The sequence below is a fragment of the Embleya sp. NBC_00888 genome (genome assembly GCF_045207655.1).
Lineage (GTDB): Bacteria > Actinomycetota > Actinomycetes > Streptomycetales > Streptomycetaceae > Embleya.
On sequence record NZ_CP108785.1, the window covers coordinates 5,180,091 to 5,200,161 of the forward strand.

Sequence of the window (20,071 nt, forward strand, 5' to 3'; positions counted from 1 at the left end):
TGTTCGCCGAGCGGCTGCCCGGCCGGCTGTGGACTCTGCCCGGTGGCGCCCCAGGGGATGCGGCGCGTTCGTGTCGGTGGCGACCGATAGCGTCCCGACGCCGCCGGAGACCTTCACGGATTCGGCCGCGGAGACCTGCTCCTGGTCGGCTACGCGGACGACGAGTGGGCGTTCCCCGCCTGCGGCTACCTGCAGAACTGGTCGATCGCCGCGGCACGCGACGCGATCGGCGCCGACGCGGGGATCGTGACGGCGTTGCTCGACGACGCCGACCCCGAGGTGCGCTGCCTGGCGGCCTACGTCCTTGCCGCAGCCTCCGGCGAAATCGGTGGCGTTCTAGCGGCATTGCACGGTCGCCTGCGTGTGGAGGAGGTCGCGCGGGTGCGGGCGTGTCTGGTCCTGGCGATCGCCCAACTGGCCCGGGAGCATCCGGACGAGGGGGCCGTCGCCTGGATACGGGCGTGCTGGGCGGACCCGGGACGGCCGGCGGAGGTGCGGGTGAGCGCGGCCCTGGCATGGTTGTGCCTGGTGGACGACCCGATACCCGACGAACTACGCGAGGTCCTCGATGCGACCGTGACCGACGAACTCGCCCGCGTGATGGCGCCCGTTCCGTGGATGCACATGATCGCCTCCGACGACACCGGGTTGCCGCGTTGCGTGGAACATCTGCTCGCTCCCGACGCCCCTCGCGTCGCCGCCCGCAGCGCCGAGGCATGAGCGGTCGAGTCGAGTCGGCCGCCGTCGCCGTTACGCCAGGGTCGCCGTCAGTGCGACCGGCACCGTTGAAATCCCGCATCCGGGGCCAAGGGTTCGGGCGGTGACCTCGGTGGTCGGCGTGCGGCGCGCCCGCCGGTCGGCGGTCGAGTTCCTCGCGCCGAGCCCTCCCGTACTCCCGGGCCGACCGGGCCACTTCACCGCCGGCCCGGCACAACACCGCCGGCGCTGTCCTCGGGGCCTTCCACGGCAACAAACGTATCCTCGCGGGGCTGGGTTCGACGTCGGGGCAGGCTCCTGGGGAGGCGAGGCGGTATGGCCGACAGAACACGGGGCACCGTTTTCACGGAGTACGGGAGCTTCTACCTCGCGCCCGGGGAGGAACGGCCTCGGGGCTGGCCGCACTCCTTGACGACGGGGTTGGTTTCGGCACGTGGGCAGGAGGTGCGCATCACCACCGGGACACAAACCGGTGAGGTGCCGCCGGCCACCGAGATCCTGGACCGGGAGCCGCCTCTGGAGCCCGGTTGGGAGGATGTCGCAGAGGTCTCCGTCGCGGTTCCCTCGGGAGGGCTGCGTGTGCTCGAGTCCGGCATCCGTTCCTGTTCGGCGACCTCGCCGCGTTCGGCCCCGGGGACTACCGGGTGCGGGTGTACGTGAACAACCGCGGCGAGGAACGCGCCGGCCGCGGAAGCGGGGACTCCTATCTCCTCCAGCTCTGGCCGGCCCCCTGGGCCGAGGAGAGACTCGTCCGCCTGTGCGAGGAGTCACGACGCGAACTCGAATCCGCGAGGAGGTTCGCCCGCGAACCCCTCCCGGACTTTCCGCGGCCGCCCCGGAGCGATCCCCGACCCGAACCCCGCCCCGTGTCCGCACCCGGCGGTCCCCGCGTCGCACACCTGCAGCGTGCGCTGCCGGAGCCCACGACGCCCCCGGCCGACAACGACCGACAACGACCGACCGGGACGCACCACCACCGGTGAACATCACCGACACCGGGCGGGTCCGGCCGCCGGGCCGTCAACGGCATTTCGACACCGCCGTCAACCAGGCGTGGTCACATCCGGGACGTGCGCGAGCATCGCCAACCCCCGCATCCCCCGCTCGAATTCCTTATGATTCGCCAGGTTCTCGCGTCGGATCACGGTAGGATCAGAGGAGTCGGTTTGCCGCCGTGGGAGAGGTCGGACGGATGAGCGACGAGAGCCGGGCGTCCGATCAGGACGAGCGCACCGAACCCCCGCGCCACCTCCCGGCCGGGTCCGGTCCGGACGTGGCGTTGGGTGTGGAGGAGGTCCGCCGCAAATGGGCCCAGATGGTGGCCGACGCCGCCGCCGGCGCCCGGATCGTGATCCACGCCCCCCACGGCGTCCGGGCCGTGCTGGCGCCACCCACCCCGGATGTGATAGCCGCGCAGGGCGAGTTGCCGGTGTTCACGATGACCGCGGCCCGGCAGCACCTGGGCAACCTCGTGCGCGCCGCCGCGACGGGCACACCGCAGCTGGTGCTGCGCTACCGCACCGTCTACGCCCAGATCACCCACCTCTCCGCGGCACCCGCCCCCACAGCTACGCCCGCGAGTACCCGCGCGGCCGCCACCGTCCCGGCCGTGCCGGCCGCCGCGATCCCGCACCGGGAGACCGACGTCGTTGCACCGGCGCCGTCCACGGCCCCGAAGATCGGGCGGCGTGTCGCGGGGTTCGCGACGGCGTTGGGCGAGGCGACCACCGCCCGCCGACGCGCGGTCTCGTTCGGCCCCGCCGCCCTGGACGAGGCTTTGGGCGGCGGCGCGTTGCCCGGTCGCCTGGTGGTGGTGGTCGGTGTGCCCGGCGCCGGCGCGGGCCTGCTCGCGGCGGGCACCGTGTTGTCCGCGACCCTGGCCCCGGCCGACGACCCCGACGCGCCGAACGCGGTGCTCTCGTGCACGCCCGGCCGCCCCCGCGCCGACATCGCCGCCCGTCTGACGGCGGCCGCCGCCGGGGTGGACCACCGCAGGTTGCGCGCGGGCACCCTCGCCGACACCGAACGCCACGCCGCAGATGCCGCGTCCACCCGCCTGGCCGCCGGGGGGCTGCTCCTGGACGACGGCGCCGACCTGACCCTGGACCTGCTGCGCGCGACCGCAGCCGACATCGCGGGCCTCTGTCTGATCGTGGTGGATCCGCTCAACCATCTCCTCCCCGCCACTACCGGTCCCGCGGGCTCCGATGTCCGGCGGGGTGTGGGCGCGTTGCGTCGGTTGGCGACGGACCTGGACGTGCCGGTGGTGGCCGTATGGGAGACCGGTGCGGGTGAACCTCCGGAGGTCGCGGCGGCGTGGGCCGAGGCGGACACCGTGGTGCATCTGACGCGTGAGGGTGAGCAGGCGTTCGCGATCGTCGCCGAACGCGACCTGGGCCCGGTCGCCCAGGCGGCCCTGCACGCCGACCTCGCCCACGTCCGTTTCACCGACCCCCTGCTGGCCTCGACCGCCTCGACCGAGACCGGCCCGGCCGACGCGCCCCCGGCCGACAGCACCAAGACCCCCGCCCCCGCTCCTCGCGAACGAGCCGAGGGCCGACAGAACCGGCCTGCGCCCGGCGCACCGGCGACCGCCCCCCGTACGTCGTCCGCGCCCGGACGCGGGACCGCCCGCTCGGCGTCCACCGCGTCGAAGGTTCCGGCCGCGTCGAAGAAGGGACACAGGGTCGTGGTGGACACCGACGAGGACCCGCTGCCCGGCGCGATCGCGGGCGCCGTCGCGGAGGAACTCGCCGCCGCCGAGGGGGACATGACCGCCGCGAGCGAGGCGTTGGCCCGGCGGGCGATCCCGGACGTGATGGAACTCCTGCGCCTGTCGCGGGCCGGGTCCCGGTACGAGCACACCTGGTATCCGCCTCTGCCGGACCTGTTGCGCAAGCGCAGCAAGGAGGAGTCGGACGCGGTATGGGAGGCGCGCCCCAAGTGGCGCAACAAGTACCTGCCCCCGGGCGAGCACGAGGTCACCGCGCTGGACATGAACGCCGCGTACCTGTCCGCGCTCAAGGCCCACCTGCCGATCGGCCCGCTCGAACACCGCGCAGGCCCCGACCTGGACGACTTCGACGGACCGCGCGGGCGCAAACGCCGCCGCGCCGGCATCTACCTGATCGAGCCCCCGGCCTGGGACCACGACGATCTCCCGAACCCGCTCGGCGACCGGGACGAGCCGGGCCCGCTGTGGATCACCGACCCCACCCTGCGGCTGCTCCTGCGGTGCGCGTCGCCCGCCTACGGACGCCTGTGCGAGGAACCGCGGATCCTGGAGTCCTGGACTGCGGTGGCGACCGAGAACCTCCTGGAGCGGCTGCGGACCGCGTTGCGCGACGCCCGCGACACCGCGATCGCCGAGGGCGACGACGTCACGCTGGACTACGTGAAGCAGATGTACGCCAAACTCGTGTCCACGATGGGTGGTTCGAACTACAACCGGGAGATCAATCGCCCCGACTGGATGCACATCATCCGCTCCCAGGCGTTCTCCAACCTGTGGGTCAAGGCCTTCAAGGCCCACCAAGGCGGCCTTGCCGTGGTGCGGGTGATGGGCACCGACGAACTCCACCTCACCGGCGGCGACTGGCGCACCGTCTTCACCGAGGGCCGCGGCGTCGGCGACGTGAAGGTCAAGGACGCCTACATCCTCGAAACCAAGGACAGGACATGACGCCCCACCGCCGACCCGCCCCCGCCGCGCACGAAAGGACCTGACCGCGGATGCCGTACCGCTCCCTGGAGCCCGGCAAGTACGGGATGCGCGGCGCCCGCGCGTCCGCCCTGGCCGCCGAGCGCCTGGACGAACTCGCCGACGGCGTCACCTCGCCCGTCGACACCGAACGCGGCCTCGCCGCACGCCTGCGCTACCTCACCGCCTCCACCGCCGGCTACGAGGCGATGGACACCGCCGGGATCGCCGTCACACCCCGCACCCTTGTCGCCTGGCTCGCCGAGGACCAGACCCCCAACCGCGCCAACCTGCGCCGGATCGACGCGGCCTACCGCGACCTGCGCCGGCGCAACGTGGCCCCGTCGCTGACTCGTCGCCTGAACAACAACGGCCGCGGCACCCGTGTGGAACTGCATCCCCACGACCAGTCCGGCGTACGCGAGCCGCACCGCCGGGCGGGCGTGGCCGGGCACCGCAGCGTCAACGTCCGCCGCTGGGACGCGATCGTGCGCGCCTGGGCGGCCGGCGACGAACGCATGCTCGACGACCTGTGGACCGACGAGGTGTTGGCCGATCTCGGATCCGACTGGGGCGGCTTCGAGTTCGCCTCCGGGGTCGGATTCGCAGCCTGATCAACTGTAGGTTCTCAAATCGCGTGTCATTTTCTCAGTGAGCCAAAGCACTGTAGTTGCCACAAAGGCAGGGTTGTTGTCACCGGATTCCGTGGTCGGAGGCTGTCTTCACATGGTTCGGCATGGAGTCGCGAACCATGCGCACATTGGGCAACCGGCGTCGCCAGAACTCACGCTCGCCGGTGAGCTTGAATCCGTAGTGCTCGTAGAAGCTGATCGCCCTCTTGTTGTAGTCGGTCACCCAGAGGCGTATCGGCGCGTCTTCCGCCCACGGGAGGAACTCGCCCATCAGCCCGTGTCCGATGCCTTGGCCCTGGGCCTCGTTCAGCAGATACATCGGTCCGAGCAAAACCGTCTCGTCTCGGCGGCCACAGAGGAACCCGACGATCTCTGCCTCGGTCAGGACGACACGGCAGAAGAGCAGGTTCGGCTGCCGCCCGGCCTCCTCGATGAACTCTCGCCACCGTGTGATGCCTTCCGCGGTGACAGCGGACCCACGCTGTTCCCGGATCCACGTCTCATCGATCCCCGCCGCATCGTTGGGGTACGTCTGGAGCCATGCCCTCAACTGCATCCGGGCCACGGCCTCGGCGTCGGCGGGGTGAGGAGCGAGGATGCGATGGGCCATGGGGGACATTCTTGACGGTGCGCCCGAGTTCTCCCGTGACACATTCGCCGATAGTGACAAGAAGCATGCCTCGTGGGTGACAACCAGCCTGCTTTACACATCACAAACAGCCAGGTCACCCCGCTCGGTTGGTGACAACCATCCAGCTTCGGCACACCTAATCTCACGACCGATGTCCTATGAATGTCCCTTCGTGAGACTGCGCAGGTCAGTGGGGCGCGCTCAGCGTCCGATCCGAGGATGCGGACACGGTCGTGAGATTCCGGGACCGGATACGTCGTGAGACACCGCGAGAAGTCCCAGGTCACAGCGTCGGCGCAGGACACGAACTGCGAGACCCTACAAACTTGTAGGGTCTCCCGCCGCGCTTCGTAATCTCTGAACTGGCTTCATATGGACCGCATTTATGAAGCGGTCGTGAGACTCGCAGGCCGATGACTCACCCGTTCGAGCGTGGCAGTGCTGTGCCTTCGTCGGCGTGTCGACGGGGGCATCGTGCTGTGGACGGCAGTGCGGTCGGGTGGTTGCCGCAGCGCGGAGGCTCTGGCGGCGGGCGCCGACAGCTCGTACCGACGCTGTCGTACCGGGAAGGCACGATCGGCGTATGTCTGAGACCTTCGTCGATCTGGGATTTGTCGATGCGCCGTCCGGTGTGCTGGTGCTCGGCATGGCCGGAGGGATCGACCACTGGCGGGCACCGGGCCGGCCCCTGTCCACGCGCGCGGGGGTGGCGGCGTCGTCGGGAGGAGGTCGTCTTCGTGAGTGGTTGTGCGAGGCGGTCGCGGTCCCGGCCGCCGACGACCGGAGGTTGAGGGTGAGGGCGAGCACCTCGCCGTCCCCGTTCGACGAGGAGCCGACGATCGCGACCCTGGAGATCGGCCTCGGTCTTCCGTGGCCCGGGACTGCGGATCGGTCGGTGCCGGTGCCGCTCGGGGACCTGCCGGTCGATAGGTGCGGCATGGTTGTCGGCGATGCCACAGGGCTGGACGCGTGGACGGGAATGGCCGACGAGCCGGCCGACGGGCTTGCCGATGTCTCCTACTGGGGCCGATACGCGGACGACGCACACGCGCGGTTCGGCGGTGAGCGGATCACGCGGTACGGCGTTGACGGACCGCGCGGTTGGCTGGACCTCCCGGTGGCCGAGGCAGTCGCGCGTGCGGCCGAACTCGACGCCTGGCGCGACCGCTTCCACGGCAAGGGCTTCATGGTCTCGATCGACAAACACACCGATTTCCACCGCTTCCGGCGGGCCGGCCGGCACCATCCGCTCCATGTCGGTGCGATCGAGGTCGGCGGTTGCCGGGTGCTCGGCATCGAATGGGACCAGGGCGACCACTCGATCAGGCACCGCGGTGAGCGGGGCGCCGGCCGGGTCCATCCGGTCACGCTCGAAGCCGGCGAAGCGGGGGAGATGGTGATGCGATGGACCATCCCTCCCTACGACTTCGACGACGAGTGATGAGCCCGGCTCTGGGGATCCGCTGTCGGCCGGCCGCGCTTTCGGGTGTGCTGGAGCCGTATCCGGTAGGTGTGTGCGAGCCGTTCGGCAGGGATCAGGCCGTCCCAGACGACGAACGTCGCCCCGGCGACCAAGGCGTCACGTGCGGGGCCACATGCCGTGGTCTGCTCGCCCGGCATCCCGGCGAGGCCGTCGCGCGTCACGTGACAAGAAGGCGGCTGATTGAGCGTCTGTGACAACCGGCCTGCCTCCCAGGTGACAACCAGGCTGCTTCGCCCGGCCCTTCTGCCGGCCTGGACGGGTCCACCGGTGACAACCATCGAGCCTGGCACACGGATCCGGGAGCCGCGCCTCACCCCCGTGGGGCTCCGGCGTGCGGTCCCGGTCGGATCATCAGGGCGTCAACGGGCGGGTCCGGGTGGGCTGGACGACTTCGAGCCAGGCGTTCCGCGGGGGACGCGGTGGGGGATGCCTGAGTAGCCGTGCCACTTCCGGTTGATCCACCAGTGTGCGTCGCTCCGGTGTCCGGCGAGGCGTCGCGGGGTGGGCAGGCGTTGGCCGGCCGGGTCGACGTCGTCGAGGTCGGCCCCGAGGGTGAGCAGGTGGGACAGGCCCGCGAGGGCCGCGCGGCGCGGTGGGCTGTCGTCGTTCCACCGTCGGCCGACGGCCCATCGGAGGTGCGGGTTCGCGAGCAGGTCGGTGTCCCGGGGGCGTCCGGGAGCGGGATCCGAGTGATGTCGACGAGTCCGCGTTGCCGCCAGGCGATGAGTTCCGCGCGTACCGGGCGGGGGAAGTACCGGTCGAGGCCGGTGAACGCGTCGATCATGTCGTGGCGTTCGGCTCGGCCCGCGGACGGGTCCTCGGGGATGGAGTGCAGGACGGTGCGGGCCTGGGGGAGCGTGTCGCCGCGTTGCCACAGCGACAGCATGGCGGTGCCTTCGGCCCGGAGTCGTTCCCGTGCGTGGTCCTCGAACTGGAACTGCAGCCCGCGTGAAGTCCCGGCGAGCGCGCGGCGCAGCGGGGCATAGGGGTTGGCGCGGCCGGAGAGGATGGCTTCGACGACCGCCTGCCGCATCCGCTCGTCGCGTTCGAAACGCACGGCCACGTCGACATCCTGCGGCTCGCAGGCGCCCCGGGCGAAACTCCCGAAGACCCAGACCTGTTGCACCAGGCTGATCGGCCAACTGAGGTCGCCGCCGCTGTCCGACCACGAGCGCCACTTGTCCAGTACCCACGCGGCCAGACCCGCGGGTGAGTCGTTCAGCCCGTACCCCAGCGTTTGCGGCCGGGTGGACTCAACGGCGCCATATCCGCGCTCGGTCTCGTCCCAGCGTGCGACGTGGTCGACGTATGCTTGCTCCTGGGTCGACAGTGCCGGCGTGCCCGGCCCGGTGTACGGCCGGATCTCCGGCGTACTCAAGTGGATGCCGATCATCCGGTCGGGTTGCAGCAGCGCCATGTGCGTGGCCACCCGGCGCCGAAGTCGCCGCCGTGCGCGCCGTATCGCTCGTACCCGAGTCCCTGCATGAGCTGATGCCATAGGCTGGCGACGAACTCGCGGTCGACGCCCACGCGCGGCGGGCGGTGCGAGAACGCGTAGCCGGGCAGCGATGGCACGACCAGGTCGAACCGGTCGCCGAGACGGTCGACCAGGCCGAGCAGCTCCACGAACGTGCTGGGCCGGCCGTGGGTCAGGATCAGCGGAACCCTGCCACCGGCCTCCCGATGGTGCACGAAGTGAATTCGCACACCGTCCACCTCGGCCGTCCTGTGCTGGTAGTGGTTGAGCTCGCGCTCTCGCGCCCGCCAGTCGAAACCGTCCGCCCAATACGCCAGCAGATCACGCAGGTAGTCCAGGTCGGTGCCCTGGCTCCACGGTTCTCCAGGCGCCCCATCCGGCCAACGGGTGTGTCGGATGCGCTCTCGTAGTCCTCCAGAACCGTATCGGGTACGACGACCGTGTATGGCTCAACTCGCATCCGCCAATGCTAACGACGGGGACCAGTCCGCCGTCGAACACCAATTTGGCTTTGTGCACGTCCGGCGACAGCGTCCATTGACGACATTCAGCAGCGATCGCCTGCGGATGTTCACGAGAAACGACAGCATTTCCGGCACGCGGAGGGTGGGCACCGCCCGATGACGGACGTCGAGTTCAAGGGCGCAAAACCGGGACACGTCGTGCGACATGCCGGCAAGACAGCGCTGTTCACCGACGGAACCGGTCAGGTGACGATCTTCCATTCCGGGGTGCTGGGCCACGGAATGCCAAAGAGCCGGACGTACACCGCGCCTTCGCCGTATCACGGCCACAGCTTTTCCACCCGGGAGTGGCTCCTCGACCACCCCAGGATCCAACACGCCTTCATCCCCGTCGGCGCGTGTTGGCTCAACCTCCAGGAAGCTGGTGGCGCATCTTCCGCAAGGCCGCCCTGGCCGGCCGATCCTTTTCCAACCCCGCCGAAATCACGCAGGCCACGACTCTCGCGACCTGCCCAACTCAACACCCGAGCCCGACCCTGGACTTGGGGCAGACCGCCCGCCCCCACCGACCCGCACTTTAGGGCGCCAGTTCAGGTACACCCTTGAGGAATGCAGCACTGGCTAGATCGTCGTTGTCGAGAAATGCGCCGTCCGTCCCGGCTCAGTTGCTCGAACGGGCGATACCGAGCGCCGCAGTCCGCACGGCGGGGGCAAGCCGGTCCACGGCCGCCCGGGAGTGCGCCACGATGCCGAGTGCGGCGCGTACTCCGCCATCCAACCTGAGGATCGGGGCCGCGACGGACACGGCTCCCAAGGTCATCTCTTCGCAGGAGTAGGCCACTCCGGACTTGCGTACCTCGGCCAGCGCCGCCGCAAGCCGGCCGGGCTGGATGATGGTGTATGGCGTCATGCGGACCATGCCTGCCTCAGTGACGGCACCGAACAGCTCCCTACCCGAGAAGGCCAGGAGGGCCTTCCCGACCCCAGTCGCGTGCAGGGGGAGCCGACCACCGATGTGGGTCTGCGTAGGAACGGCCTTGTCGCTGGAGATCTTCTCAATGCAGAGGGCTTCGTGGCCATCCAGGACCGTCAGTTGGATGTTCTCCTGGGTCGCCCGAAAGAGATCGTGCATGTAGGGGAGGGCCGCCTCCCGGAGCCCGCGCTGCTGCGGAGCGAGAGTGCCGATCGTCCACAGCCGGATCCCGATGCGATAACGGCCGTCTTCGAGACGCTCCAGCCCACCCCAGTTGCGGAGTTCGTTGATGAGCCGACGGGCGGTCGAGACAGGTAGACCGCTTCGCGTGGCCACCTCGGTGAGCGACAGTGCGGGATGAGCCACGTCGAAGCAGTCAAGGACGGCGAGCAACCGCCGGGAGACGGTCTGGCCTGGGGTATTCGTTCGTCCGGCCACATTCTCACCTTCGTCTGGCTGTCCGGCCCGCCCTCGGTCCTAGCTGCCCGGCAGCTTAAGGGGCATTGCCACTGAATGGCAATGAAGTCTGGTGTGGGGTCGGGTTTCGGCCACATTATCGCTGCGTTGCCGAGAGGTTACAGCCTTGTCCGGCCCTCCCGACACGAGGTGCGACCTGGTGGTCGGGAGGACCGACAGAAAACGAGGAGGTTTTGAGGGTGTTCACGAGCCACGAGAATGGACTTGCCCCGCGAGGGCCGGCGCCGGACCGGGACGCAATCATCCGGAATTGCATTGCCACTGGGTGGAAGTCAGCCGGGAGATGCCGATGACTTCATCACCGGCAGCCTCCGCCTCCCCCGAAGAGACCAGCTTCTGGGTACGCCAGGGCATCGTCCCGAAACTTCGCTGGGGATTCGTGGCGCTCACCGTGTTCATGATCGGCGACGGGATCGAAGCCGGCTTCCTGTCCCCGTACCTCGACGCGCACGGCTTCGGCTCGGGCCAGGTCTCCCTGCTATGGAGCGTCTACGGGCTCGCCGTCGCCCTGGGCTCATGGCTCTCGGCTGCGCTCACCGAGGCCTTTGCCGTCCAGCGGGTGATGTTCGCGGGGTTCGTGATCTGGGTGGTCCTCGAGATCGCGTTCCTGATCGCACTGGCACAGAACGACATCACGTTCATGCTGATCACCTTCGGCATCCGCGGCCTGGGGTACCCGCTCTTCTCCTATGGCTTCCTCGTCTGGGTAGCGAGGGACACTCCCGACGCGGTAATGGGTAAGGCCGTAGGCTGGTACTGGTTCTCCTTCGTGCTCGGCCTCGGGGTGATCAGCTCCTACTACGCGGGCTTCGTCATCCCGTTCATCGGGGAGTTCGCGACCCTCGCCTCGTCGCTCGTGTTCATCGGGGTGGGCGGAAGCGTGATGTTCCTCCTGGTGAAGGCGCCCCGGCAGGAACCGACCGACCTCGCCACGAGCCTGCGCTCGATGTCCAGCGCCCTCAAAATCGTCGTCGAGCGTCCGAAGGTGGGCATCGGCGGGATCGTGCGAGTGATCAACACGCTGGGCTTCTACGCGTTCGTCGTGTTCCTGGGTACCTACATGGTCCGCGATGTCGGTCTGTCCACCTCTGAATGGCAGGAGGTGTGGGGGACGATGCTGCTGGCGAACATCCTGGGCAGCGTGCTGTTCGGGTACGTCGGCGACTACGTCGGCCGCATCTCGACCGTAGCGTGGTTCGGCGGATTTCTCTGCGCGGTGAGCGCCCCCGCCCTCTACTACGTTCCGAAACTGCTCGGCCCGAACTTCTGGGCGATCCTTGGCGTTGGTGTTGTCTACGGGGCAGCGCTCGCCGGCTTTGTTCCGCTGTCCGCGATCTTGCCCTCGCTGGCTCCGCACCGTGTCGGCAGCGCCCTGGCGGTCCTGAACCTGGGCGCGGGAGTGAGCCAGTTGATGGGGCCGGCGATAGCCGGGCTCGTGGCACCGATCGGTGTCGCCGGAACAATCTGGGTCATCTCCGGCATCTACGTCGTCGGTATCGGGCTGACCTACGGCCTGCGCACCCGGCACACGGAGTCGGTGGGCTGTGCCGATCTCCCGTCCCTCTCCAGTCCCTCCCTGCCCACCAGCCAATGACTTCGCGGACAAAGGAGAACCGGGTGTCGAATCAGGAAAGGGCCCGCGAGAGCCTGCCGACCATCGTCCTTGTGCACGGGATGTGGCACGGCGGTTGGGCCTGGGAGTCGGTCGCGACGCTGCTCGAAGCGAACGGCTACCCATGCGTGCGGGTCACCTTGCCCGGCAAAGACCGCGCTCCAGGCGACCCCACGTTCCGGGGCCACTGCGACCATCTCGTCCAAGTCCTCGCGGACATGCCCGATGACGTCGTCCTCGTCGGGCACTCATACTCCGGAGCCGTACTGGGAGAGGCCGGCGGCGCACCCAACGTACGCGCCATGGTGTTCGTCAGCGCATTTGCCCTCGAGCCCGGGGAGTCGGTCGCGTCGGTCAACGACGCGAAGGCGGGGTCGCAGGCCGGCGTAAACGACATCCGCCGTGTCGGCGACTACCTGGTCATCGACCCGGAAATTGCGCGCGATGCGTTCTACCACGACTGTTCGCCGACTGACGCGGCGAACGCCGTCGAGCGCCTTACGCCCGAGCACGTCGACGCCCGGACCGCGGTCATCACCGAGGCGGCTTGGCGGACGGTCCCCTCTCACTTCGTTGTATGCACCCTGGACCGGGCATGTACGCCCGAGGTCCAGCGAATGATGGCGGCCCGGCTGGGGTCGTCGAGCGATCTGGAGTCGAGCCATTCGCCGATGCTGTCGATGCCGGAGGCGGTAGCGCACACGATCATCGACTTCGAGTCCCGGCATCGCGTATCGGCCGGCGGGATGGAGAGTGTGTCGTGAGCGATTCGACGGCCGACACTGTGCCCGCGCCCGTTGCGATCGTGACCGGTGGCGCCGGGGGGATGGGCTTGGCCATCGCGACCGTACTGCTCGGTGACGGCTTCCGGGTTGCACTCCTGGACCGCCGCGGGGCGCAGGAGGCCGCCGCCATGTTTCCCGAAACCGGTGAAGCCACCGGCCGCCGCGTCCTGGGAGTCGAGGTCGATGTCACCGACGAGGGGGCCGTACGGGCCGCTGTCGCGCAGGTCGATGTGACGTGGGGCCGGGTCGACGCGCTGGTCAACAACGCCGGCATCGAACCACAGCACTCGCTGGAGAGCATCGAGGCGGGCACCTGGAGGGTGACGCTCGATGTCAACCTGACCGGCCCGGCACTGATGATCAAGCACTGCATTCCGCTGTGGCGTCGGCAGGGCGGCGGCCGGGTGGTGTCGATCGGCTCACGCGTGTGGCTTGGCGGCGGCGCGACGGCGTCGTACTCCGCGTCGAAGGCGGGGCTCGTCGGAATGACCCGTACGGCATGCCGCGAACTCGGCGCTCTCGGGGTCACCGCGAACGTCGTCGCGCCGAGCTTCGTACGTACACCACTCAATGCCGAGAAGGGCGATGCGGAGTTCGTCAACGCCTACGCGGACCGGTTCGCTGCGGCGTCGCCGCTGGGCAGGCTCGTGGAACCGGTCGATGTCGCGAACGCCGTGGCGTTCCTCCTGTCCGACCGAGCCCGCAACATCACCGGCGAAACGGTGCATGTGGCGGCCGGGACGCAGCTCGCGCCGTTCATCCACTGAACCGCATACGAAGTCTCGTCAAAGTGCCACTGGATGACAAGCAACCATGGCATGGAGCAGGGTTTGCCCCGCAGTATTGCCGTGTTGCAGGGAGGTTGCAGGCTGCCCGATCGCCGAGGACTACGGCCTCGACTCGAGTCGGCCGGCACGAATAAGGGGAGGTCATGAGGGTGTCGACAAGCTACAAGGACAGGCTGGCGCTGCGGGAGCTGGTCGAGAACTGGGCGCTGTGGCGCGACAGCGGGGACTGGGATCGCTTTGCCACTGTGTGGGACCCGACCGAGGGTTGGATGACGGCGACGTGGTTTCAGGGCCCGGCGACAGAGTTCATTGCTGCCAGCAGGGCCGGATTCGACAGTGGGGTGAGCATTCTGCACTTCTTGGGCGGACACACCGCAGACGTCCTGGATGACCGTGCCATCAGCCAGACGAAGATGACGATAAAGCAGCGCGGGAGCATCGATGGTGTCGATGTCGACGTGGTCTGCACCGGCCGCTTCTACGACTTCTGCCGCCGATACGACGGTCAGTGGAAGATCGTACGTCGGCAGCCCATCTACGAGCACGACCGTCTGGACCTGGTCGATCCGTCCGCTGAGCTGAAGCTCGACCGAGCGTTGCTGGACCGTTTCCCCGTGGGTTATCGCCACCTCGGGTACTTGCAGACCAAGGTCGGTTTCACGGTCACGGCCGGTCTCCCGGGTCTGACCGGGCAGGCCGTGCAGCGTCTGTACGACGAGGGCGCGAGGTGGTTGGCCGATTCGGCAACCCCGGGCGACCTGCACTGGGAGGAGCCTCGGACATGCCAACCGCGCACCTGACCTGTAGTGCGAACACCCTGCGCTTCGCCGACCTGCCCACCCGGGTATCCGCGGCGGCCACGGCCGGCTTCACCGGCCTTGGCCTACGCGTAGCCGACTACCTCGACGCCGACATGGCGGATGCGGATATCCGCGACCTCCTCGACCGGCACGGTCTGCGCGTGCTCGAACTGGAGCACACCTGGGACTGGGCCGCCGGCGAGGATCCGGTGGAGGCGGCCATGTTCCGGCTCGCCGACCGAATCGGCGTCCGGCAGCTCAACGTCCCGATGTTCGCGGCGCACCCGTTGTCGGATCTCGTGCGGCCGTTCGCGGCGCTGTGCGACCGGGCAGCCAGACACGGCCTGCTGGTCGGTTTCGAGTTCCTCCCCTACAGCCACGTTCGAACACTCGGCCAGGCATGGGAAGTCGTCGCCGCCGCGGCCCGGCCGAACGGCGGGGTCATCCTCGATCTCTGGCACTGGTTCCGCTCCGGCGCCGAGCCCGAGGACCTTGTCGATATTCCGGCGTCCGCGATCACCTCCCTGCAATTGTGCGACGTGCTCCCCGACACCGGTCCCGACCTCGCCGACGAGGCCCGCCACCGACGTCTGCTCCCCGGGCAGGGCGCCGGAGACACCCTCGGCGTGCTCGGCGCCCTGCACGACCGCGGCATCAGGGTGCCGGCGTCGGTGGAGGTCTTCTCCGACGACCTCGACGCACTCCCCGCCGCGGACGCGGCCCAACTGGCATACGACGCGGGCGCCATGGCCCTCGACCGTGCGAACCTCAGCGCCCCGTCCTGGACGACCAACCTCGAGGAGGCCCGATGACCACGGGCAGGGCCGAGCAACCCGCCGCCCGCCCCGCCGGCTTCTCGGAGGAAGGCTCCGTCGAGGTGGTTGCCGAGAGCTTCGCCGACACCCCCAACCCGCGGCTGAAGCAGCTCATGACGAGTCTGGTCGAGCACCTGCATGCGTTCGTCAAGGATGTCGAGCCCACGGAGGAGGAGTGGCAGGACGCCGTCGACTTCCTCACGGATGTCGGGCACATGTGCGACAGCACCCGGCAGGAGTTCGTCCTGCTCTCCGATGTGCTCGGGGTATCGATGTTGGTCAATGCGATCAACCATCGCAAGACTGCCGGGGCCACGGACTCCACCGTCCTCGGCCCGTTCCACATGGTCGAGTCGCCGGAGCGTGAGCTGGGCGCGACCATCTCGCTCGACCACAACGGTGAGCCCTGCGTGTTCGCCGGCCAGGTCCGGTCCTCCGACGGGACACCGCTGCCCGGAGCGCGGGTCGACGTGTGGCAAGCCAACGGAGCCGGCTACTACGACGTCCAGCAACCCGAGGTGCAGCCAGAGCGCAACCTCCGCGGACTGTTCGTCACAGACGATCAGGGACATTTCTGGTTGCGGACCGTGGTTCCCCGCCACTACCCGATTCCCGACGACGGGCCGGTCGGGCAGCTACTCGCCGTCACCAAACGGCACCCCAACCGCCCCGCACACATCCACGTCATCGGCGAAGCAGACAGCCACGCCCCGCTCACCACGCACGTCTTCGTCGAAGGCAGCCCCTACCTGGACTCCGACACCGTATTCGGGGTGAAGCAGTCGTTGATCCGGCCGGTCACGGTGGTCGACGATCCGCGTCACGCCGAGCAGTACAACGTCCCCAACCCCTTCCGGCTCCTCGCGTTCGACATCGTCCTCGAGCCCCTCGCCGCGCGGAGCGATCATGAAGCATGACTTTGTCCACGAGAGCCGTCCCGGTCGGGTCGTCTTCGGGGTAGGGGCGAGAACCCGGCTGCCCGAGGAGATCGACCACCTTGGCCTGAACAACCTGATGGTGGTGTGCACACCCGAGCAGGTTGACCTTGCCGCCGAGCTGACGTCTCCGCTCGGCGACAAAGTGGCGGAACTCTACCCGCACGCCACGATGCACGTCCCGGTCGCCGTCGCGTCGAAAGGGATCGCGCGAAGCCGAGAGATCGACGCCGACGGCTGCATCGCCATCGGCGGGGGCTCCGCAATCGGCCTGGCCAAGGCCATTGCCAAGGACACCGGCCTGCCGATCATCGCCCTGCCGACGACATACGCCGGCTCGGAAATGACAACGATCTGGGGCCTGACCGACGCCGGCCGCAAGACCACCGGCCGGGACCCGCGAGTGCTTCCCGTCACCGTGGTCTACGACCCCCAGCTGACCGTCACGCTACCGCCCGCACTCTCAGTCACCAGCGGCATGAACGCCCTCGCGCATTCCGCAGAGGCGCTCTACGCGCCCGACTGCTCTCCGATCACCGCACTCATGGCAGCGGAATCGGCGCGAGCCATCGCCGGCGCCCTCCCCCGCCTGGTCGCCGACCCGCGCGACATCGACGCCCGCTCGGACGCCCTCTACGGAGCCTGGCTCGCCGGTAGCGCCCTGGGATCGACCACGATGTCCCTGCACCACAAGCTCTGTCACATCCTCGGCGGCACCTTCGACCTCCCGCACGCCGAGACCCACACCGCCGTACTGCCGCACGTCCTCGCCGTCAACCTCCCCGCCGCGTCGACGGCGCGGACCGCGCTGGAGGCCGCGCTGGGCACCACGGAGCCATCAGTGCACCTGTTCCACCTCGCCCAAGACCTCGGCGCCGAAATGTCACTCAAGGCGCTGGGCATGCCCGAGGACGGCCTGCAAACCGTCATCGACCAGACGATTGCCGCTCCCTACGCCAACCCCACACCCGTCGCCGAAGCCGACCTCCGCCACCTCCTCGGCAACGCCCTGCTCGGCGCCGCGCCCACCACCCGCCCGGGCGCCTCACAGTAGAAAGCGGTCATTCCCGGGCCCGTGCCCGGCCGCGGGATGAACGAGCGGCGCCGTCGGCATCCCCGCCCGCTCCCCACCGCCCTCTCTTCGCGCAGCCTCGGGCGGAAGCCCTGCCACCCATGCCGTCGGCGCCAATGAAGCCGTCCACTGGAGGACCCGTGCCTGGACCGCCACCCTCGATCTGCAAGGTCTCATCAACCGCCACAAGATCGGGAGCCTGCAACGCCGGGTGCTGCTGCCCTGTCCGGGAGTGGCGACCCTCGACGGGATGCTCGCCCCCGTCGCCGTCTGCATACTCGCCGTAGCGCTCGAGGGACGGCGTGCATCCAACGCCCGGTCCGGGCGAGCATGCCCTCCATCGTGTCCCGATTTCTACCTGCCATCGGACGGAGAGCGCACATGTCCTTCTCATACGGGAGACCTGCAGCACCCCTGGCTCTTGGGGCGATCTGCTTTCGCGATCGGCCCTTCCCCCAGATCATCGCGGCGGCGAGCGCCAGCGGCTTCCCCGGCATCGGACTGACAGTCGGACAGTGCGTGTCTGCCCTCGAGCGTGGTATCGCGCTGGAGGAATTGCCCAAACGCATCGAGGACGCGGGATTGAAGGTCGCCGAGCTCGAACTCGTCCGGCTCTGCGACGATGGACCCACTCGGTGTGCCAACGGCCTGGTCGAGGATCTCGTCGACATTCTTGAACCCGACCGTCTCCACACCGCGGCCTTCACCGGAGAAGCCGCCAGGGCCGCGGACGAATTCGCCGCCCTGTGCCGGCGACACCCGCACACGCCGGTGGCGGTGGAATTCATGCCCTACTCGGTCTTGAAGAACGTGGAAGCCGCACTATCACTGGTTTCGCACGCCGACACCGACAACGCGACGATCGTGCTCGACATCGTCCACTTCTTCAGATCCGGTGGAACAATCGAGCAGATCGACAATCAGCTCCTTGACCACGTTGCGGGAGTGCAACTCTCCGACGTATCCCCCAGAACCGGTGTAGAGCTCGCAAGAGAAGCGCGCCACCTCCGCACCTACCCAGGGCGCGGCAACCTGGATACCGTGGGCTTTCTGGCCAGGATTCTCCTGCTGGCGGCCGGTCTGCCTCCGATCAGCGTCGAGCCGGTTTCCGACGCCCTTGAACGACTTCCTCTCGAAGTGGTTTCCGAGGAAGTCGTATTCACGACGATGCAAATCATCGCGAAGGCTGAATCCGCCGCCGCCTTCAAGGCCGACGGCGACCACACTTTCGCTCATGCAGCTTTCGATTCCTGCGATGGCTGCGCCACCCCATGAAGCGTCCCGCGACGCACAGTAGGCGGGGGCAAGGAAGGATGCACATCATGCGGCTTCAATGCAAGGTTGCCTTGATCAGCGGCGGCGCCAGTGGGATGGGCCGGGCCACCGCCGACACGTTCGCCCGCGAGGGCGCCACGGTCGTCGTCGCCGACATCAATGACAGCGACGGCGCCTCCGCGGTCAAGGAGATCCATGCCGCCGGTGGGCAGGCCCACTACGTTCACCTTGACGTCACCGACGAGAACGCCTGGACGGCCGCGATCGACGAGGTCCTCGACCTGTTCGGTCGACTCGACGTGCTGGTCAACAACGCAGGGATCAGCGGCACGTTCGACCCTGACCTCACCAGCACCGGCTTCTTCGACCAGCTCATGCTGGTCAACGCAAAGAGCGTCTTTCTCGGCATCAAGCACGGGGCCGCCGCCATGATCCGCTCGGGCGGCGGCTCGATCGTCAACCTGTCCTCGATCTCGGCCACGATCGGCCAGCCGGGCGTACACATGGGCTACGGCGCGTCCAAGGCCGCCGTGAAGTCGATGACCACCACCGCCTCGGTACACCATGCAGAGCATGGTATTCGGGTCAACGCGGTCGCCCCGGGTATGTTGCCTCCGATGCGTACGTCTCGGGGCTCCGCCGACCCGGTTTGGCGGGCCAAGCAGATCGACGGCGTGCCGATGAAGCGGTCGGGCGAGGTCCAGGAGGTCGCCGACGTCGTCCTGTTCCTCGCCAGCGATGAGTCTTCCTATGTGACCGGGATCGAGATCCTGGTCGACGGCGGCCTCACCTCCGTCTGACCGAGACCCGCGAAGCTGCGCGACGCACAGCGGGGTGAGCCGCAGCTTCACAGCGCGCCGTCGCTGCGTCTCATGCGCCTTCCCGGCCCGAAGAACTGCTACGGAAATCACCGGATGGCTCCGCCCGGTAGCTGCACGGGTGCGCAGCCCAGGGCGGATCGAAGGCGTGTACCCGCAACGCGCGGCGGGCGGCCCTGTGGGCGGCCGGCACCGTACCGCCGGACGTGGCGGAGCCGGGGGAGACGCCGGTGGCTCCGTCCTGCCTGGCCGCTGCCCGCGGCACAGCAACGGGCAATCGCTCACCGCTCGGCTTCCGGTGGGGGCAGGGTGGTGGTCGCGGACGGGGCTGATCGTTTCGAGTGCCGTGGCCAGGCGCAGGAGGGTCGCTTCATCGTGCCGGCGGGTGATGAGTTGTACACCTACGGGGGAGGTTGTCGCTGGTGGTTCCGACCGGCAGTGCCAGTGCCGACAATCGGGATTCTTCCCTGGCCGCCTTCAGGGCGACGACCCCCGTGTCGTGCGCGGGGCCGCGTACCGAGATGGCGATGTCGCCGCCCAGCCCGAGGGGTGACATCCCGGCAGCGATCGCGGCCGGCTCCCCGCCGCCGGAGCCGCCGGGTGTTCGTCGCCGCTCA

Annotated in this window: 17 protein-coding genes and 1 pseudogene; 13 read left to right on the forward strand and 5 right to left on the reverse strand. The window is 68.8% G+C overall.

Annotation, left to right across the window (positions count from 1 at the left end; genetic code table 11):
* The first annotated feature begins 246 nt into the window (after positions 1–246).
* The 3 genes from OG948_RS57025 to OG948_RS57035 all read left to right on the forward strand — a co-directional run bounded on the left by OG948_RS57025 (position 247) and on the right by OG948_RS57035 (position 5,031).
* Positions 247–720: a hypothetical protein gene (locus OG948_RS57025; protein ID WP_331772956.1), complete on the forward strand. Its 474-nt coding sequence runs from the start codon at positions 247–249 to the stop codon at positions 718–720.
* 1,189 nt (positions 721–1,909) lie between these two features.
* Entirely contained in the window at positions 1,910–4,399 is a 2,490-nt protein-coding gene (locus OG948_RS57030) for a DnaB-like helicase C-terminal domain-containing protein (protein ID WP_331772957.1), read from the forward strand.
* A 50-nt stretch (positions 4,400–4,449) separates the two neighbouring features.
* Positions 4,450–5,031 carry a transcriptional regulator gene (locus tag OG948_RS57035; RefSeq protein ID WP_331772958.1) on the forward strand — a complete coding sequence of 194 codons (582 nt, stop codon included), beginning with the start codon at positions 4,450–4,452 and terminating at the stop codon, positions 5,029–5,031.
* Between the two features lie 79 nt (positions 5,032–5,110).
* Here the strand turns inward: OG948_RS57035 and OG948_RS57040 are convergent, their stop codons facing one another.
* Positions 5,111–5,659: a GNAT family N-acetyltransferase gene (locus OG948_RS57040; protein ID WP_331772959.1), complete on the reverse strand. Its 549-nt coding sequence runs from the start codon at positions 5,657–5,659 to the stop codon at positions 5,111–5,113.
* Positions 5,660–6,263: 604 nt separating this feature from the next.
* Between OG948_RS57040 and OG948_RS57045 the strand changes: the two genes are divergently transcribed.
* Positions 6,264–7,121 (forward strand): hypothetical protein, encoded by an 858-nt coding sequence (locus tag OG948_RS57045; protein ID WP_331772960.1) that lies wholly within the window; start codon positions 6,264–6,266, stop codon positions 7,119–7,121.
* 352 nt (positions 7,122–7,473) lie between these two features.
* On the opposite strand, the gene OG948_RS57050 is transcribed toward OG948_RS57045, so the two are convergent.
* The 3 genes from OG948_RS57050 to OG948_RS57060 form a co-directional block, all read right to left on the reverse strand.
* The gene (locus tag OG948_RS57050; RefSeq protein ID WP_331772961.1) at positions 7,474–8,580 is read right to left on the reverse strand and encodes a hypothetical protein; all 1,107 of its coding nucleotides are present in this window, start codon (positions 8,578–8,580) and stop codon (positions 7,474–7,476) included.
* Entirely contained in the window at positions 8,553–9,086 is a 534-nt protein-coding gene (locus tag OG948_RS57055) for an alpha/beta fold hydrolase (protein ID WP_331773635.1), read from the reverse strand. The genes OG948_RS57050 and OG948_RS57055 overlap by 28 nt, the downstream gene beginning before the upstream one ends.
* Positions 9,087–9,765: 679 nt before the next feature.
* On the reverse strand, positions 9,766–10,515 hold the full coding sequence (locus OG948_RS57060; RefSeq protein ID WP_331772962.1) for an IclR family transcriptional regulator: 750 nt from the start codon (positions 10,513–10,515) through the stop codon (positions 9,766–9,768).
* Between the two features lie 304 nt (positions 10,516–10,819).
* On the opposite strand from OG948_RS57060, the gene OG948_RS57065 reads away from it, so the two are divergent.
* From OG948_RS57065 to OG948_RS57105, 9 genes are all read left to right on the forward strand, one after another.
* Positions 10,820–12,148 carry an MFS transporter gene (locus OG948_RS57065; protein ID WP_406300809.1) on the forward strand — a complete coding sequence of 443 codons (1,329 nt, stop codon included), beginning with the start codon at positions 10,820–10,822 and terminating at the stop codon, positions 12,146–12,148.
* A gap of 23 nt (positions 12,149–12,171) precedes the next feature.
* Positions 12,172–12,930, forward strand: coding sequence for an alpha/beta fold hydrolase (locus tag OG948_RS57070; protein ID WP_406300810.1), 759 nt, complete (start codon positions 12,172–12,174; stop codon positions 12,928–12,930).
* Positions 12,927–13,718 (forward strand): SDR family NAD(P)-dependent oxidoreductase, encoded by a 792-nt coding sequence (locus OG948_RS57075; RefSeq protein WP_331772965.1) that lies wholly within the window; start codon positions 12,927–12,929, stop codon positions 13,716–13,718. Before OG948_RS57070 ends, OG948_RS57075 begins: the two co-directional genes overlap by 4 nt.
* Before the next feature lie 164 nt (positions 13,719–13,882).
* Positions 13,883–14,539, forward strand: a complete 657-nt coding sequence (locus OG948_RS57080) for a nuclear transport factor 2 family protein (protein ID WP_331772966.1) — start codon at positions 13,883–13,885, stop codon at positions 14,537–14,539.
* Positions 14,521–15,351, forward strand: a complete 831-nt coding sequence (locus OG948_RS57085) for a sugar phosphate isomerase/epimerase (protein WP_331772967.1) — start codon at positions 14,521–14,523, stop codon at positions 15,349–15,351. Before OG948_RS57080 ends, OG948_RS57085 begins: the two co-directional genes overlap by 19 nt.
* Positions 15,348–16,271, forward strand: a complete 924-nt coding sequence (locus OG948_RS57090) for a dioxygenase (protein ID WP_331772968.1) — start codon at positions 15,348–15,350, stop codon at positions 16,269–16,271. Before OG948_RS57085 ends, OG948_RS57090 begins: the two co-directional genes overlap by 4 nt.
* Positions 16,261–17,343, forward strand: a complete 1,083-nt coding sequence (locus tag OG948_RS57095; RefSeq protein WP_331772969.1) for a maleylacetate reductase — start codon at positions 16,261–16,263, stop codon at positions 17,341–17,343. Before OG948_RS57090 ends, OG948_RS57095 begins: the two co-directional genes overlap by 11 nt.
* Before the next feature lie 399 nt (positions 17,344–17,742).
* The gene (locus OG948_RS57100) at positions 17,743–18,636 is read left to right on the forward strand and encodes a TIM barrel protein (protein WP_331772970.1); all 894 of its coding nucleotides are present in this window, start codon (positions 17,743–17,745) and stop codon (positions 18,634–18,636) included.
* A gap of 38 nt (positions 18,637–18,674) precedes the next feature.
* The gene (locus OG948_RS57105) at positions 18,675–19,436 is read left to right on the forward strand and encodes an SDR family NAD(P)-dependent oxidoreductase (RefSeq protein WP_406300811.1); all 762 of its coding nucleotides are present in this window, start codon (positions 18,675–18,677) and stop codon (positions 19,434–19,436) included.
* A 464-nt stretch (positions 19,437–19,900) separates the two neighbouring features.
* On the opposite strand, the pseudogene OG948_RS57110 reads toward OG948_RS57105, so the two are convergent.
* Positions 19,901–20,061: pseudogene (locus OG948_RS57110) on the reverse strand (amidase family protein); the annotation flags it as partial.
* Positions 20,062–20,071 lie beyond the last annotated feature (10 nt).